The organism is Nonomuraea sp. NPDC050202 (genome assembly GCF_040656115.1).
GTDB lineage: Bacteria > Actinomycetota > Actinomycetes > Streptosporangiales > Streptosporangiaceae > Nonomuraea.
In genome coordinates this window covers 693694-708844 of the sequence record NZ_JBFALF010000003.1, presented here as the reverse complement: position 1 = coordinate 708844, position 15151 = coordinate 693694, and the positions used below count along the sequence as shown (strand labels likewise).

Annotated in this window: 14 protein-coding genes; 7 read left to right on the top strand and 7 right to left on the bottom strand. The window is 72.1% G+C overall.

The window, feature by feature from the left end:
- Positions 1–130 precede the first annotated feature (130 nt).
- A complete protein-coding gene (sigJ, locus tag AB0I79_RS13285) occupies positions 131–1033 on the top strand; it encodes an RNA polymerase sigma factor SigJ (RefSeq protein ID WP_357871365.1) in 903 nt (300 codons plus the stop codon).
- 20 nt (positions 1034–1053) lie between these two features.
- On the top strand, positions 1054–2247 hold the full coding sequence (locus tag AB0I79_RS13280) for a cytochrome P450 (protein ID WP_357871362.1): 1194 nt from the start codon (positions 1054–1056) through the stop codon (positions 2245–2247).
- A 60-nt stretch (positions 2248–2307) separates the two neighbouring features.
- On the opposite strand, the gene AB0I79_RS13275 is transcribed toward AB0I79_RS13280, so the two are convergent.
- On the bottom strand, positions 2308–2970 hold the full coding sequence (locus tag AB0I79_RS13275) for a lytic polysaccharide monooxygenase (RefSeq protein ID WP_357871359.1): 663 nt from the start codon (positions 2968–2970) through the stop codon (positions 2308–2310).
- A gap of 297 nt (positions 2971–3267) precedes the next feature.
- Here AB0I79_RS13275 and AB0I79_RS13270 point away from each other — a divergent pair, with 297 nt between their 5' ends.
- Positions 3268–3843, top strand: a complete 576-nt coding sequence (locus tag AB0I79_RS13270) for a Uma2 family endonuclease (RefSeq protein WP_357871356.1) — start codon at positions 3268–3270, stop codon at positions 3841–3843.
- A 57-nt stretch (positions 3844–3900) separates the two neighbouring features.
- Here the strand turns inward: AB0I79_RS13270 and AB0I79_RS13265 are convergent, their stop codons facing one another.
- The 3 genes from AB0I79_RS13265 to AB0I79_RS13255 are packed head-to-tail and all read right to left on the bottom strand — an operon-like array spanning position 3901 to position 6853.
- Positions 3901–4602 carry a response regulator gene (locus AB0I79_RS13265; RefSeq protein ID WP_357871353.1) on the bottom strand — a complete coding sequence of 234 codons (702 nt, stop codon included), beginning with the start codon at positions 4600–4602 and terminating at the stop codon, positions 3901–3903.
- Positions 4572–5690 carry a hypothetical protein gene (locus AB0I79_RS13260; protein ID WP_357871350.1) on the bottom strand — a complete coding sequence of 373 codons (1119 nt, stop codon included), beginning with the start codon at positions 5688–5690 and terminating at the stop codon, positions 4572–4574. The genes AB0I79_RS13265 and AB0I79_RS13260 overlap by 31 nt, the downstream gene beginning before the upstream one ends.
- On the bottom strand, positions 5687–6853 hold the full coding sequence (locus AB0I79_RS13255) for a hypothetical protein (protein ID WP_357871347.1): 1167 nt from the start codon (positions 6851–6853) through the stop codon (positions 5687–5689). Before AB0I79_RS13255 ends, AB0I79_RS13260 begins: the two co-directional genes overlap by 4 nt.
- Positions 6854–7167: 314 nt before the next feature.
- Between AB0I79_RS13255 and AB0I79_RS13250 the strand changes: the two genes are divergently transcribed.
- The 3 genes from AB0I79_RS13250 to AB0I79_RS13240 all read left to right on the top strand — a co-directional run bounded on the left by AB0I79_RS13250 (position 7168) and on the right by AB0I79_RS13240 (position 9875).
- Positions 7168–7968: a SpoIIE family protein phosphatase gene (locus AB0I79_RS13250; RefSeq protein WP_357871345.1), complete on the top strand. Its 801-nt coding sequence runs from the start codon at positions 7168–7170 to the stop codon at positions 7966–7968.
- Between the two features lie 25 nt (positions 7969–7993).
- Positions 7994–8785 (top strand): SAM-dependent methyltransferase, encoded by a 792-nt coding sequence (locus tag AB0I79_RS13245; protein ID WP_357871342.1) that lies wholly within the window; start codon positions 7994–7996, stop codon positions 8783–8785.
- 100 nt (positions 8786–8885) lie between these two features.
- The gene (locus AB0I79_RS13240; RefSeq protein ID WP_357871340.1) at positions 8886–9875 is read left to right on the top strand and encodes an endonuclease/exonuclease/phosphatase family protein; all 990 of its coding nucleotides are present in this window, start codon (positions 8886–8888) and stop codon (positions 9873–9875) included.
- A gap of 75 nt (positions 9876–9950) precedes the next feature.
- Here the strand turns inward: AB0I79_RS13240 and AB0I79_RS13235 are convergent, their stop codons facing one another.
- The 3 genes from AB0I79_RS13235 to AB0I79_RS13225 form a co-directional block, all read right to left on the bottom strand.
- Positions 9951–11450, bottom strand: a complete 1500-nt coding sequence (locus tag AB0I79_RS13235; RefSeq protein WP_357871337.1) for a glycoside hydrolase family 43 protein — start codon at positions 11448–11450, stop codon at positions 9951–9953.
- Positions 11451–11452: 2 nt separating this feature from the next.
- Complete coding sequence (locus AB0I79_RS13230; RefSeq protein ID WP_357871334.1) at positions 11453–13831, bottom strand: glycoside hydrolase family 3 N-terminal domain-containing protein; 2379 nt, start codon at positions 13829–13831, stop codon at positions 11453–11455.
- Positions 13832–14086: 255 nt separating this feature from the next.
- Positions 14087–14278: a hypothetical protein gene (locus AB0I79_RS13225; protein WP_225272985.1), complete on the bottom strand. Its 192-nt coding sequence runs from the start codon at positions 14276–14278 to the stop codon at positions 14087–14089.
- A 414-nt stretch (positions 14279–14692) separates the two neighbouring features.
- Here AB0I79_RS13225 and AB0I79_RS13220 point away from each other — a divergent pair, with 414 nt between their 5' ends.
- Positions 14693–15007, top strand: a complete 315-nt coding sequence (locus AB0I79_RS13220) for a hypothetical protein (protein ID WP_357871331.1) — start codon at positions 14693–14695, stop codon at positions 15005–15007.
- Positions 15008–15151 lie beyond the last annotated feature (144 nt).

Genomic DNA, 15151 nt, shown 5'->3' with positions numbered 1-15151 from the left:
GCCAGGTGGCTCCGGTACGTCCGACAGCGCTGCGGCCGGGAATGTGAGGTGGCCGCCCCGGCCTCACAGTTCGCCGGGCCGTCTTGTCGAATGGGTGAAGCCCGACACGACCAAGGGAGTCAGCGACACGATGCCCACTCGACCCGATGCCGGACTGAGCGTGATCATGAGCGAGCGGCAGCACCTGATCAACCTCGGCTACCGGCTGCTCGGCTCGCTGGCCGACGCCGAGGACGTCGTCCAGGAGACCTACGCCCGCTGGTACGCGATGTCCCGCGAGGAGCAGGAGGCCATCGAGTCGCCCGGCGCCTGGCTGACGAAGGTGGCCGGCCGCCTGTGCCTCAACGTGCTCACCTCGGCCCGGGTCCGGCGCGAAACCTACGTGGGCGAGTGGCTGCCGGAGCCGCTGCCCGACCGTACGGAGTGGATGGGCGCCCGGCCGGGCGACCCGGCCGACCGGGTGACCCTCGACGAGTCGGTCAACATGGCCTTCCTCGTCGTGCTCGAATCGATGACCCCGGCGGAACGCGTCGCGTTCATCCTGCACGACGTCTTCCGCTACCCGTTCGCCGAGGTGGCCGAGATCGTCGGCCGCAGCCCGGCGGCCTGCCGCCAGCTCGCCACCTCCGCCCGTCGCCGCATCCGCGACGCGCACGCCCCCACGGCCCAGGAGACCCGGCAGGCCGGCATCGTCAGGGACTTCAAGCAGGCCTGGGAGGCCAAGGACATCAACGCCCTCGTCGCGCTCCTCGACCCCGACGCCACGGTGACCGCCGACGGCGGAGGCATCGTCAGCACCCTGCTCCACCCGGTCGAAGGCGCCGAGCAGATCGTGCGCGGGCTGACCAAGTTCACCACGCTGCTACGGGACGTGACGATCCTGGAGCGTATGGTCAACGGCCGGCCCGGCCTGATCGTCCAGCGCGACGGCGTCACCGTGACGGTGTGCGCGTTCGACATCGCGGGCGACCGGATCAAGCACATCTGGGCCGTGCGCAACCCCGACAAGCTCCGGCTCTGGACGGCGTCCTGAGCCGGTCGAAAGGACGGACAATGGCACGAACGCTGGAATCGCCGCCGCACATGCGACGCGACGGTCTCGACCCGGTCGAGGCGCTGGCCAGGGCCCGCGACGGCGAGGGGGTGGTGCGGGTCGAGACGCCGTTCGGCATGCCCGCGTACCTGGTCTGCCGCCATGAGGACGTGCGCGCGGTGCTGGCGGATCCGGCCCGGTTCAGCAGCGCGCTGACGCCGATGCCGGGCGCCGCCGCGCTGGACGCCGGCGAGCGGGAGCGGCTGCGCGCGGGCCAGCTCATCGGGTTCGACCCGCCGGAGCACACGCGGCTGCGCCGGATGCTCACCGCGGAGTTCACGGTGCGCCGGATGCGCAGGCTGGAACCGCGGATCGAGGAGATCGTGCAGGCGGCCCTGGACGATCTGGAGCGGGCGGGCAAGCCGGCCGACCTGGTGGCGCACTTCGCGTTGCCCGTGCCGTCGCTGGTGATCTGCGAGCTGCTGGGGGTGCCGTACGCCGACCGCGCCGAGTTCCACGAGCGTTCGGCCCGCATGGTGGACGCGTCGCTGCCGGCGGAGGAGCAGGCCGCGGCCCGGCGGGAGGACCGCGCCTACATGGCCGGCCTGGTCGCCCGCGCGCAGGCCGATCCCGGCGAGGACCTGCTGGGCATGCTGGTGCGCAAGCACGGCGACGACCTGTCCACCGACGAGCTGATCGGCATCGCGAGCCTGCTCCTGCTGGCCGGCCACGAGACGACCGCGAACATGCTCGCCCTGGGCACCCTGGCCCTGCTGCGGCACCCCGAGCAGCTCGCGCTGGTCCGCGACGATCCGGCGCGGGTCGAGCCCGCCGTCGAGGAGCTGCTGCGCTGGCTGTCCGTCGTACAGGCGCTGCCGCCGCGCACGACCACCACGGACGTGGAGATCGCCGGGCACACCATCCCCGCGAACTCGCTCGTCATCTGCTCCACCCCGGCCGCCAACCGCGACGGCGCCTTCATCGACGACCCCGACGCCCTCAACATCACCCGGGGAGCCGCCGGCCACCTCGCCTTCGGCCACGGCGTGCACCACTGCCTCGGGGCGCCGCTGGCGCGGATGGAGATGCGCGTCGCCTTCCCCGCCCTGCTGCGCCGCTTCCCCGGCCTCGCCCTGGCGGACCCGGACGAGCAGCCCGCGTTCCGCGCGTTCAGCATCGTGTACGGCCTGAACGCGCTCCGCGTGACCTGGTGAACGGCCGGAGCGGCCCCGCCGTGGCGCGTTGCCCGGCGGGGCCGCTCGTGGGCGGGGCGGCTAGCTAAAGTTGACGTCGCTGCAGAAGTAGTACGTCTGGTCCATGTGCGAGGCCTTCCACACCGTGAAGACCACGTGGCGGCCGGTGCGCGAGCCCTTGCTCAGGCCCGTGATCGGGTACGTGTTGGCGGGCGCGTACCTGGGCGTGGTGCGGACCAGCTCCAGGTGGTTCCAGCCGAGCCGCGTGGTCGTCGCGTCGTAACCCTGGCGGGTGATGTACACGAGGATATAGTCGGCCCCGTGGTAGGCCTGGTCGGTGAGGCGGATGTCGAACGTGCTGCCGAGGTTCGTCATCTTCCACGCGCCGGGCGTGTCCATGGAGCGGTAGCGGCCGTCCTGCGTCTGGCCGGCGCTGCAGAGCTGGCCGTTGGGGATGACGCCCTGGTGGTTGCCGCCGACGCCGTCGCGGTAGAGGCCGTTCCAGTTCCACATGGCGTTGGTGTTGTCCTGCCATGCCTGCCAGCACATGGGGTCCTGCTGCTGCATGGTGGGGTTCTGGAAGTCGCTGCCCCAGCGCAGCCAGCAGCCGTAGTTGCGGGAGGCCGGGTCGACGACCGAGCCGTGCGCCGAGGCGGTGCCGGTCAGCGGGACGGTGAAGATCATCGCCAGGGACATCAGCAGGATCAGGGCGCGCTTCGCCCGGCGGGGTGCTACTTGGGGCATGTGCGGTCTCCGTGTTTCCGGTCGGGGTTCCGGTGGTGAGGAGCGCTCCCGGTGGGGGACGGTATCTGACCGTCCGGGCGGGGCCAAGTGAGGGTGGTTGTCAGCGGCGGGCGGGACGGGGCGATGTCCCTGCTGAGCAGCGGAAAGGGCTTTCCGTGGATGGGTCACAGAGTTGAAAGTTTCAACCGGCGACCACCCCCGTCCGTTATGTAACGGCATCGAAACTTAAAGTGACGGAATTCGGGGAAGTAGCATGTGGGCGAGGGCGCGACTCCCGACAATGGGTGGGTGACAACCATGGCGACGATCGAACCGCACAGGACGAACCCGTTTCTTCCGAGCGGCCGACCGTTCACGATCGACGATCTGCTCGAGCTCCCCGACGACGGGAACCGCTACGAGCTCTTCAACGGGAGCCTACTGGTGAGCCCTTCCCCCACCATCCTGCACCAGCTGGCGATATCCAACGTGATGTTCATCCTGCAGGCCGCAGCACCGCCTGACCTGGTGACCTTGACCGCCATCAACTTGCGCGTGTCGGACAAGGATTACTACATACCCGACGTCGTCATCGTGCCGAGAAGCTCGGTGAGGATCAGGCAGCTCATGTTCACCCCGCAGGACATGCTGCTCGCGGTGGAGATAGGAAGCCCGAGCACCCGCCTGCGGGATGAAGATCTCAAAGCCAAGGTCTATGCGAAGGCCGGCATTCCCACCTACTGGCGAATCGAGCTGGACGAAGGTCCCGTTCTCTACGTTCACGAGCTCAACGGCGACACCTACGGCCCGCCGACCGCCTACAAGGCCGGCACCGTAGCGAAACTGGCCAAGCCCTTCCCTGTCAGCTTCGACCCCGCCCAGCTTCTCGAATAGACCTGGACCCCGGCTCTGCCGGCCCCCTCCTGCCGGGAGCACCGAGGTCCAGGAGCATCATTCCTGCTGGTCAGCAGGCGCCTGAGCGGCCAACGAAGTGTAGACGGTCACCTCGTCAGGGCGGACCAGGCCGTCCTGGATGGCGCAGATGAGCAGCTTCTCCTTGGTGGGCGCGGGCCTTCCGGCCGCCGCGTATTTGACCCGCGCCCGGTCTATGTACTGCCGCACCGTCCGTTCCTTGATCCCCATGCGCGCGGCCACCGACGCCTTGGACATGGACTGGAACCAGTACAGCAGCGCCGCCCGCTCCTTGTCGGACAGCTGGGGCCGGTGAGGGCCCTCGTCGGTGGCGATGGCGTGGGCCATCGGCGGCGTGACGGTGGGCCGGTCGGCGGCCACCTCCAGGATCGTCTCCACGCAGGACTCCCTGGTCGCGCGGCCCTTGCCGATGAAGGCCGAGGCGCCGGCGTCCAGCACCTTGCGGACGATCTCGGGCTCCTCGTGCTCGGAGAAGACGATCACCCGTTGCCCGCCCGCGCACAGCTCGGCGACCCGGTCCACGACCATGGTGCCGTTGAGGTTGAGGTCGAGCAGCAGCACGTCGGCGGTCGTGCCGCGGACGGACTCGATGGTGGGGCCCTGCGCGACGAGCTCGACCGGGGTGGGCGGCGCGAACCACGAGCGCACGCCGTCCACCACGACCTGGTGATCCTCCACCAGGGCGACCGTCACCGGCCCTGCCAGATGCTGTTGACCCATACCTCACCTCCAAGCCGCTGGTAGCTGACGACGACCCCGCTGGCCTCCCGGACAGGGGTGGGGCTGATGGGCAGGTCCTCGTTGTCCGCCACGACCGCCACGCTGACCATCGTGGACATGGCGGACACGGTGACCCTGGCGCGGCTCCTGGCGCCGTCCAGTGCCCTGACGGGCGCTCTGAGCAGGTCCTCGCGCACGCCGTCCGGCAGGGCGGGCAGCCGCTCGCCGAACGGCGGGGCCGTCACGAGGACCTGGCGCCGCTCGGCCGCGTCGATGCGCTCGCGCAGCACGGACACCAGCTCGTCCGGCACGTCCTCGCGCTCGGTGATGAGCCGCCGCAGGCGCATCGCGCCGGCCGTGCAGTCCTCGCGCACGCGCGGGTCGCCGGGGTCGGCGCCGTTGGCGAGCTGGGTGAGCAGCGACTCGGCGACGTCGCGGATGGCCTCGTAGCGGCGCAGGCGGTCGGCGTGGATACGCTGGGCCGACTCGCGCCAGGCGTCGTCGGCGGCGAGCCTGCGGGCCAGCAGCACGGTCTCCTCGGCGCGGGTGCGCAGCAGGTGGCAGCCCGCCATGTAGCCGAGCTGCATGGTGACGCCGCCGGCGATGACGACCAGGTACTTGGCGATGGAGACGCGGTCGAGCGCGCCCAGGACGGCCATGGCGGCCAGCATGATCCCGGCGTTCGCGGCCAGGAACACGATGATCTCGGTACGCCAGCGCGGCCGGCCCCAGGTCAGCATGACGCCGATCCAGCCGATGGAGCCCCAGCCCCAGTCGCTGATGCCGAGCAGTTCCTCGGGGCGGGAGGCCAGGATCACCGCGACGTCCACGGCGAGGGTGGCGAGGGCGAGCCCCAGGATGCGGTCCGGGCCGCGGGAGGTGTTCGACAGCGCGAGCGCGCCGACCACGAAGACGGCGGAGTAGAGCACCCAGGCGGCGAGGGCGACCCACGGCCAGCGGAAGGAGCTCCAGCCGGTGAGGGTGACGGTGAGGTCGTAGCCGAGGTGCCAGACGCCGGCGATGACGACCGCGCCGAGCGCGGTGTAGCGGGCGTAGCGGCGGGCGATCTGCTCGATCTCCTCGGTCATGGGCGCCACCACAGGCTCACCCGGGTGCCCCGGTCACCGGAGGAGATCTCCGCGCCGCCGTTCGGCAGGGAGCGCATCGTGTCGAGGATCGAGCCGCGCACGCCGAACCGGTCGGGCGGTAAGCGGTGCTGGTCGAAGCCGCGGCCGGAGTCGGCGACCTCGACCACGATCTCGCCGTCGCGCCTGCCGGAGACGAGCTCGGCCTCGCGGACGCCGGCGTGCAGGGCGACGTTCGCCAGGGCCTCGGTGACGGCGCGGGCGAAGCGCTCCGCGACGTCGCCGGGGACGGTCTCGGGGGTCAGGCGGCGGCGTACGTCGAGGCCGGCGGCCCGCCCGGCCACCTCGTCGAGCAGCGAGTCCAGGGCGATGGGAACGGAGCCGGCGTGCGGCTGGTCGCGCAGCTTCTCCAGCGCCGCCAGGTCGGTGGCGACCTGGTCGCGCAGGGTGGGCGACGGCTCGTCGTAGGTGCCGTGGCCGACCATGGTGAGCGTGTGCAGCGAGGTCTCGTGGATGCTGCCGACCTGGCGCAGCTCGTCCTCGCGGCGCAGCCGTTCCACCATGAGGGAGATCTGGGCGCGCGCGCTCTGCCGCAGGAAGGCGTCGGCCGAGGCGGCCGAGCGGCGCAGCAGCGTCATGAGCAGCACGATCGCGAGCAGCTGGACGAGGTGGATCCCGAGGGAGCCGTACGCGTCGTGGGCGGGCGAGGCCAGCCGCACGCCGGCCGCGAACGCCGCGGCCACGGCGAGCCCGACGGGGATCGCCGTCCTGGGTCGCCAGGTCACCCCGGCCATGACGACGGTCATCGTGACCAGCCCGTGCACCCAGCTCGACCCCGTGACGAGCGCCTCCACCGGCACGAGGTGGACCTGTGCCAGGCAGAGCGCGACAGTGATGGCCACATCACCGGCCACCAGCCAGTGGGGCAGCAGGTCCTTGCGCCAGAACACGCGCACGTACAGGAGCGTCGAGGCGAGGTGGATCAGCAGCATGGGTGCCAGCCACGAGGCGGAGACCGGCGCGACCGCCCCGAACAGGGCCGCCACGACCGCCACCGAGCCCACGGCGCTGCGTGCGCCCGCCCCCGTCCGCGCGACGGCCTTGGTCAGTTGCCTGGTGGCCGAGTCGTACCTCGTGTCGTATCTCGTGGAACCGGTGAGAGCCATGAGCCGTCCGCACGCGATATGGGCACAGAATGGATCTCACGATAATGGCTAAAAGAGCATGCGAAAGGGTTTCTTCCGCGCATGTCGCGGTTTTTGCGATGACGCGTGGCGTCGTGGGCCTCATTGTCGTCTTCCTCGGCTCTGCTGCGGTGGTCCCGCCCCAACCGAACCCTGTCCCGCGCCCCGCCCCGTGGCATGACGGCTGATCGGCCGTCAGGGTGCTACGACGGCCGAACGGCCGTCAGCCGCGTCCCTTCACAAGAGCGTGTACTAGGACGCGATGTGCCGCGGAGATCGCGGTGGGAGGGGACCTGATGACAGTGTTCGTGATCACGTTCCTGCTGGGCTGCCTGTCCGTGATGACGGTCAGGGGACGGCACGGGAACTGGCCGGCCGGAATGCCGGTGGCGCGACCGCGGCTGGTGGCGGTGGGGGGCACGTACGAGGGCGGGCAGGGGCGGCCGTCAGACGCGTACGTCGTCCAGGAACGGTTGATCGCGGCGGCCAGGGGTGTGGGCGGCGGGGATTCCGCCCAGGCGGCCGCCGCGCTGGCACTCGGCGCGGTCGTCGCGGCGCGCCCGCAGCACGGCGAGGAAGGGCTGGACGAGTGCGCGCGGGCGGCGCACCGCGCCGTCCGGACCGCGGCCCCGCCCGCCCCGGGCCTGACCGGTCCGACCCTGACCGGTTCGGCGGGGACCGGTTCGGCGGGGCCCGAGCCGGTCAGCACCCTGGACCTGGTCGTGCTGGAGCGGGCGGAGAACCCGCGGCTGCGCTTCGCGCACGTGGGCGACGGCGAGATCTGGCACTGCCCGAAGGGCGGGGAGCCGCGCCGGCTGACGACGCCGCACGTGTCCGGCGACGGCCCGCCGCCACGCGGGGCCGGCCTGCTCCCGGCACTGACCCCGGAGATCGGCTCGGTGGTGCTGCGCCCCGGCGACCGCGTGGCGATCGTCACCGACGGGGCGATCAAGGCGCTGGGCACGGCGCGGATGAGGGTGCTGCTCGCCGGAGGCGCGTCGCCGGCGGCCTGCCTGGACCGGATGTATGACGAGATGGCCGCCGCGGAGCCGAAGGGTGACGCGACGGTGATCATCGCCGAATTCGTGACGGCGTGACAGTCGCCTGACTTAAGATCGGCGTGTGACCGCACCGCACGGCATCAACCCGAACATCCCTCACTCCGCCCGCGTCTACGACTACTGGCTCGGCGGCAAGGACAATTTCGAGGCCGATCGCCGGGTGGCCGAGCAGACCATGGCCGCGGTGCCGGGGATCCGCGAGAGCGCCAGGAACAACCGGGCCTTCCTGGGCCGGGCGGTGCACCATCTGGCCGACCTCGGCGTGCGGCAGTTCCTCGACCTGGGCACCGGCATCCCCGGCCAGGGCAACACCCACGAGGTCGCGCAGGAGCGGGCGCCGCAGTCGCGGGTGGTCTACGTCGACAACGACCCCATCGTGATGGCACACGCCAGGGCCCTGCTGACCAGCACGCCCGAGGGCAGGACGGCCTACATCGAGGCCGACGTCCGCGAGCCGCGCTCGATCCTCGAGCACCCCGACGTGCTGGCCACCCTCGACTTCACCCAGCCGATCGCGCTGGTCATGGTCGCGATCCTCATGCACATCCCCGACGCCGACGACCCCGAGCGGCTGGTCAAGACGTACGCGCAGGCCCTGCCGCCGGGCAGCTACCTGGTGCTCAGCCATCTGACGCTCGACCTCATCCCGCGGCAGGTGGCCGACGACTACCTGGAGGCGACGCGGTCGCAGGCGATGCACCGCACGCCGCGGACCGGCGAGCAGATCGCCCGCTACTTCGAGGGGTTCGATCTGGTCGAGCCCGGCCTGGTGGCGGTCTCCAAGTGGCGCGACGAGCCGCTCTTCCCCGACGAGACGGCCTGGATGTACGCCGGGGTGGGGCGCAAGCGCTAGCCGCGAACCTGAGGGCCTTCACAGGTTGCGCGGCGCCGTCTCCTGCCGAGCCGTTTAAGGTGCAAGCTGTGTATCGGATCGGGGACGACGGGACCGCGGCGTGAGCACGGCGGTCGGCATCGAGCAGGCCGGGGCCGGCGAGCAGCGGAAACCGAAGCGGCGGCGCAGGCGATGGTTCACCTGGACGGTCGCCGTGCTGTTGGCCGTGTGGGCCGTCGTCCGGATCGGCGGCTGGGAGCAGGGCTCCTTCCCGACCCAGCTCATGACCGTGACACCGTGGGGCGCCGGGCTGGCGGCGCTGACCGCGCTGGTGTCGCTGCTGCGGCGCAACCGGTGGGCGGCGCTCGTGGCCGCGCTGGCATGCGTGGCGATGGTCGCGGTCGTGGCGCCGCGGACGATCGCCGCCGAGCAACCCGCGGCCAAGGGGCCGGCGCTCCGGGTGCTGGCGGTCAACCTGTTCGGCCGGGGTGACGCGCGGACCGTGGTGGACTACGTCCGCCGCAACGACGTCGAGGTGCTCAGCGCCCTGGAGCTGACCCATGCCGAGGCCGAGCAGCTGGACGCTGCCGGGCTGCGGCAACTCATGCCGTACCGGGTGCTGCAGCCGGAGTTCGACGTGACGGGCAGCGGCATCTACTCCAAGTATCCGGTGACGGAGCTGCCCGGCCTGTTCACGCCGATCGGGCACAACATGCCGGCCGCCGCCGTGTCGCTGCCCGGAGGCGGGAAGATCGAGTTCGTGGCCGTGCATCCCAACCCGCCCCTGGGCCGCAAGGAGGCGGAGTGGAACGCCGCCCTGCGCGCCCTCCCCTCCCCCTCCCCGTCGGTGGTGCGGGTGCTGGCCGGTGACTTCAACGCCGGCCTCGACCACCGGGCCTTCCGCGACCTGCTCGACCGCGGGTACGTGGACGCGGCCGAGCAGGTGGGCAAGGGACTGGTGCCGACGTGGCCGAACTTCCGCCCGATCCCGCCGATCATCTCCATCGACCACGTGGTGGCCGATCGGCGGGTGGCGGTGAGCCGGGTGGAGTTCCTGGACGTGCCACGCACCGACCACCGCGGCGTCTTCGCCGAGCTCCGACTGCCCTGACCCGCGTTCACCCGGCCGCGTTCACCCAGCCGCGTTCTTCCGCCGCCTGGCGGGCAAAGTACGCGGCGGGGTCCGCTAGGTGGCGGGCTCGTAGTCGAACCAGTCGAAGGCGACGCTGCCGCGCGTGACGTACATGCCGGCGACTCGCCCGGTGAAGCCGCCGGCGACCTGCGTGGCGACGTACCGGCCGTCGAGCTCGGCGAGCACCTGCCCGTCCACGGAGAAGGCGATCGTGTCGGGGCCGCCCGCGCCGACGCCGAGCGGCTCGGTGGCCGGGGCCGTCACGGAGGGCGGGAGCAGGTCCGTCGTGCGGAAGGTCAGGGTGAGCGTGACGGGCCCGGCAGGCACCGGCCGCTCGGCCACGCACTGCCGCACCGGCCCGATGCGGGCGATCACCCGGGCCGTTCCCTCGCCCACCTCCAGGTCGTAGTGGTGGGCCTCGTCCAGCCGGACCGACAGCCCGCCGGTGCCGGACCCCGGGTCGAGGCGGGCGCTGATGCGGCAGTCGGGATGCTGCTGCCGGCGGCCGATGAACGTGTACCCGGGCCGGTCGAGCGTCGGGCCGGTGGCGTGCAGGGTGAGCAGGCCCGGCCGCTCCGACAGCGACCAGGAGCCCTCGGGGCGGGTGCGGGGCGAGATCCAGTACGGGGCCAGCGTGCCGGCGTCGAAGTCGTCACGCGACGGCGCCGGCGGGAACGGGTGCCAGGCGGCGGGCGCCGGATGCCGTTCGAGCACCGGGCCCGCGACGGGCCAGCCGTCCCGCCACTCGACCGGCACCAGGAACGTCTCCCGCCCCAGCACGTGGAAGCCCGGAGTGTGCCCGCGCGGCCGGGTGCCGAGCAGCACCATCCACCACGTCCCGTCGGCGGCCTGCACGAGGTCGGCGTGGCCGGTGCACTGGATGGGCAGGTCGGTGCTGCGATGGGACAGGATCGGGTTCGCCGGCGCGGGCTCGAACGGGCCGCGCGGCGAGCGGGCGCGCGCGATCGAGACGGCGTGCCCCCGGTCGGTGCCGCCCTCGGCGATCAGCAGGTACCACCACTCGCCGATGTGGTAGAGGTGCGGCGCCTCCGGCCACTGCAGCCCGGTGCCGGACCAGGTCGGGAACGGCCCCTCCAGCACCTTGCCCGTCTCCGGGTCGATGCGCGCCAGCTTGACCCCGGACACGGCGCACCAGCACGAGCCGTCCTCGTCCCACGCCAGGTCGGGATCGACGCCCGGCAGGTCGATCCAGACCGGGTCGGACCACGGGCCCTCGGGGCGGTCGGCGCTGACGATGAAGTTGCCGCGGTCGCTCACGTTCGTGTCGACCAGGTAGAACCGGCCGTCGTGGTGGCGCAGCGTGGGCGCGAACACGCCGCCCGACGACGCGGTCCCGGGCGGGAGCCTGAGCTGCTCGGGCCGGTCGAGCGCGTTGCCGATCTGCCGCCAGTGCACCAGGTCGCGGCTGTGGAAGATCGGGATGCCGGGGAAGTACTCGAAGCTGGAGCAGGCGAGGTAGTAGTCCCCGCCGACCCGGCACACGCTGGGGTCGGGGTGGAAGCCACCGAGCACCGGGTTGTCGTAGGTCCGCACGTTCAGCCCTCCAGGAGGCGGGTTCGGGTGGTGAGGCGCCGCGCGCCACGCAGCTCGCGGGTGTCGCCGGTGAGCCGGATGACCTGGCGCAGCGGCGGCTCGTCCGCGGACGGGCCGGCGGCGAGCGTGACGATCCCCGGCTCGACGATGCGGCGCAGCTCGACGCCGGTGTAGGAGAACGCGTCCGCGGGCACGTCGAACGCCACCACGCGGCTCTCCCCCGGCGCCAGCGCCACCCGCGCGAAGCCGACGAGCTGGAGCGCGGGCCTGGCGACCTGCGCGACCGGGTCGGAGGCGTAGAGCTGCACGACCTCCTCGGCCGGCCTGTCGCCGGCGTTGCGCACGGTCACCGACACCTCGATCTCGCCGTCCACGGGGCACTCCGTGAGTCCGGTGGTCATGGCGACGTACTCGATGGCCGCGTACGACAGCCCGTGCCCGAACGCGTACGCCGGGGTCGGGTCGAGCACCGTGATGCCCTCGGCCTTCCTGCCCAGGGGCGGCTGCAGGTAGGTGGAGGGGTTGATGGCCGGCGAGGCGGGGATCTGGACGGGCAGCCGCCCCGACGGGTTCACCCGGCCGCTGAGCACGCCGGCCAGCGCCGCGCCGCCCTCGACGCCGGGGAAGAACGCCTGGATCGCCGCCGCGACCCGGTCCTTGTACACGCCCAGCGCGTACGGCCGCCCCGACACCACCACGAGCACCGTCGGCGTGCCGGTGGCCAGCACCGCCTCGACCAGGTCCGGCTGGAGGCCGGGCAGCCGCAGGTCGGCCGCGTCGCAGCCCTCGCCGGAGGTGCCGCCGCCGAACAGCCCGGCCCGGTCGCCGACGAACAGCAGCGCCAGGTCGCACCCGGCGGCCAGCTCCGCCGCCGGCCCGATGCCCGACCGGTCGTCGCCCGTCACGTCGGCCCCGGGCGCGTGGCACAGCTCCACGTGCGGGAACTCCTCCGCCAGCCGCTGCCTGACGGAGGGGATCGGCAGGCCCGTGCCGTGCTCGGGGTAGCGGTCGAGCACGTGGTTGGGGAAGGCGTAGCAGCCCAGCAGCGTGCGCGGGTCGTCGGCGCACGGCCCGATGACCGCGACGCGGAAGGTGGTGTCCGGGGGGAGGGGCAGGACGCGGGCGGTGTTGCCGAGCAGGACGATGGACCGTTCCGCGACGGTGGCGGCGAGGCGGCGGTTGCGCGGGCTGTCCAGGTCCAGCGCGTCGGCGGTGCCGGGGACCGGCGAGGGGGCCGGGCCGGCGCCGTTCCCGCCGGCCTGCGGGAGCGCCGCCGGGTCGCCGTCGAGGAGGCCGAGCTCGATCTTCTGCCGCAGCACCCGCCGCGCCGACTCGTCCACCAGCGTCTCGTCCACCCGCCCCGCGCGGACGTGGCCCACCAGGTGCTCGCCGTAGCCGTGGGTCTCGGGCAGCTCCACGTCGATGCCCGCCAGCATGGCCAGCGCTCCCGCCGCCGGCACGTCCTCGGCCACCCCGTGCATGGACGCCAGGAACGGGATCGACCAGTAGTCGGCCACCACCGTCCCCTCGAACCCCCACTCCTCGCGCAGCAGGCGGCGCAGCAGGTGCGGGTTCGCGCCGACCGGCACGCCGTCGAGGTCGGTGTAGGAGTTCATCACCGAGCGCGCCCCGCCCTCGCGCAGCGCCGTCTCGAACGGCGGCAGGATCACGTCGGCCAGCTCCCGCGGCCCGATGCTGACCGGCGCCTGGTTGCGGGCCGCGCGCGAGGCGGCGTACCCGGCGAAGTGCTTGAGCGTGGCGATGATCCCTGCGCCCTCCAGGCCGCGCACGTACGCCGCGCCGAGCTGCCCCACGAGGTACGGGTCCTCGCCCAGTGTCTCCTCGACCCGCCCCCACCGGTAGTCGCGCACCACGTCCAGGACGGGCGAGAGCCCCTGGTGCACCCCGGCCGCGCGCAGGTCGGCGCCGATCGCCGCGGCCATGCGCTCGATCAGGGCGGGGTCGAAGGTGGCCGCCCAGGCCAGCGGCGTCGGGTACGCGGTCGCCCCGTACGTGGCGAACCCGGTCAGGCACTCCTCGTGGGCGATCGCCGGGATGCCGTGCCGGTTGGCGGCCATCACCTGCTCCTGCAGCGAGCGCAGGCGGGCCGCGCCCTCGGCGGGGCTCAGCGGCGCGGTGCCGTAGACGCGGGTGAGGTGCCCGAGCCCGTAGCGCAGCCGCTCCTCCATGCCGCCGTCCACCACGAAGCGGTCCTGCAGGGGCGCGACGTTGCCGGGCTCGTCGCTCTGGATCCAGATGGATCCGAGCTGGGCCACCTTCTCCTCGAGGGTGAGCTCGGCCAGCAGGCTCTCCACCCGCTCCTCGGTCGTACGGGCGGCGTCCTGCCAGGGCGCGAGGCCCGGCACGTTGACAGATGTCATGGTTGCGACCTTCGAGAGATTCATCCCGATCATTAAGCCGGGACTTTAGGTGCCGGCCGCAAACTCGTCAAGAATATTTCGAAGCCGTACCGAAAATTTCGGTGCCACCTTTCCGGAAGACTGGACCAGATTCGTCGACCTGGGTTCTGACCAGCGATCCCCCTTCGTCGCTACCGGTGAAACTTTCAGGAAACCTGCCAGGAACGGAAGCGCCCGCCCCCTTACGGGGAGCGGGCGCCGTCGTGCTGCGGAAGGTCAGGCCACGTTGCTCTGCTCGGCCTGGCGGTTGAGCGTTTCGAGGTCGAACGCGCCGGACTTGACGGCCGCGGTGAACGCCTCCCAGTCACGGCGAGGAACTTCCAGCACCGTGTCCGGGTTGTCCGCGTGGATGACCTCCACGTGGTCGTTGATCCGCTTCGCCGCGACGCGGCTGGCGTCGTGTGACATCTGCAGCACTCCTCTCGGTGTACTTGCGGGGCTCCGCCCCGGTCACCCGTTCACAGGGGGACCGGGGCGGTTGCGGGCAGCCTCGCATCCCGGCGGGCGATCGGCCACCGGTACGTCGACCGCACCGGGTGAGGAAAACCCATCCACAGATGACGATCTTTAGACCTCGGTGGTAGAAAGGCTGACCGCCATGCCGGACACATCCGACATAGGCCGCATCCGTCACAGGGTTCGCTCCCGGCCGAGCATGGGGTCCGACGGGCCGCCGGCCGCGGCCCGGCCGGGTGCGCGGCGGCGGGCGCAATTCATCGGGACAAAGCATGGGAAGCGGGTCGGTTTCCGACTTGAGAACGATTAATGATCAGTGAATGACATCGGCACTTGACCGCGGTCGCGTGTTACAGGGTGGATGGCGTGAATCCGGATACGCGTCACGTCACCCCTGACGCCATCGGGGAGGTCCGGCGCAGCATCAGGGAAGAGCTGCTGCCGATCTTCACCGAGGTGCGCCAGATCTTCGAGGAGAACAAGGCGGTCGACTTCCCCGGCTGGGGGGCCGCGGGCGAGTGGACGGTCGGCGCGCTCTACCGGTCACTGCTCGACTCCTTCCTGCGCGACGCCGACGCCGTGCTCGCCGTGCTCGGCCGGTGGGAGGGCGAGGACCCGAAGCGCGCGGAGCAGAACTGGCGCACGGGCGAGGACCTGGCCGTCCAGCGGGCCAAGCCCTGAGCCGGCCGCTCCAGCCCGCGCCTGACCTGCCGGTGGCCGAGCTCCGGATGCCGGGAGACGTCCGGGTCAGGGGGCGTGCCGGTGCCGGTCCTCGACGGCCTGGAGTTGCTCGGCCATCGAGGCGGCGCGCGGCGCGAGCTCGAC

Coding starts and splice junctions, on each gene's coding strand:
- sigJ (WP_357871365.1), top strand. CDS start 131: ATGCCCACTCGACCCGATGCCGGACTGAGCGTGATCATGAGCGAGCGG.
- AB0I79_RS13280 (WP_357871362.1), top strand. CDS start 1,054: ATGGCACGAACGCTGGAATCGCCGCCGCACATGCGACGCGACGGTCTC.
- AB0I79_RS13275 (WP_357871359.1), bottom strand. CDS start 2,970: ATGCCCCAAGTAGCACCCCGCCGGGCGAAGCGCGCCCTGATCCTGCTG.
- AB0I79_RS13270 (WP_357871356.1), top strand. CDS start 3,268: ATGGCGACGATCGAACCGCACAGGACGAACCCGTTTCTTCCGAGCGGC.
- AB0I79_RS13265 (WP_357871353.1), bottom strand. CDS start 4,602: ATGGGTCAACAGCATCTGGCAGGGCCGGTGACGGTCGCCCTGGTGGAG.
- AB0I79_RS13260 (WP_357871350.1), bottom strand. CDS start 5,690: ATGACCGAGGAGATCGAGCAGATCGCCCGCCGCTACGCCCGCTACACC.
- AB0I79_RS13255 (WP_357871347.1), bottom strand. CDS start 6,853: ATGGCTCTCACCGGTTCCACGAGATACGACACGAGGTACGACTCGGCC.
- AB0I79_RS13250 (WP_357871345.1), top strand. CDS start 7,168: ATGACAGTGTTCGTGATCACGTTCCTGCTGGGCTGCCTGTCCGTGATG.
- AB0I79_RS13230 (WP_357871334.1), bottom strand. CDS start 13,831: ATGACATCTGTCAACGTGCCGGGCCTCGCGCCCTGGCAGGACGCCGCC.
- AB0I79_RS13225 (WP_225272985.1), bottom strand. CDS start 14,278: ATGTCACACGACGCCAGCCGCGTCGCGGCGAAGCGGATCAACGACCAC.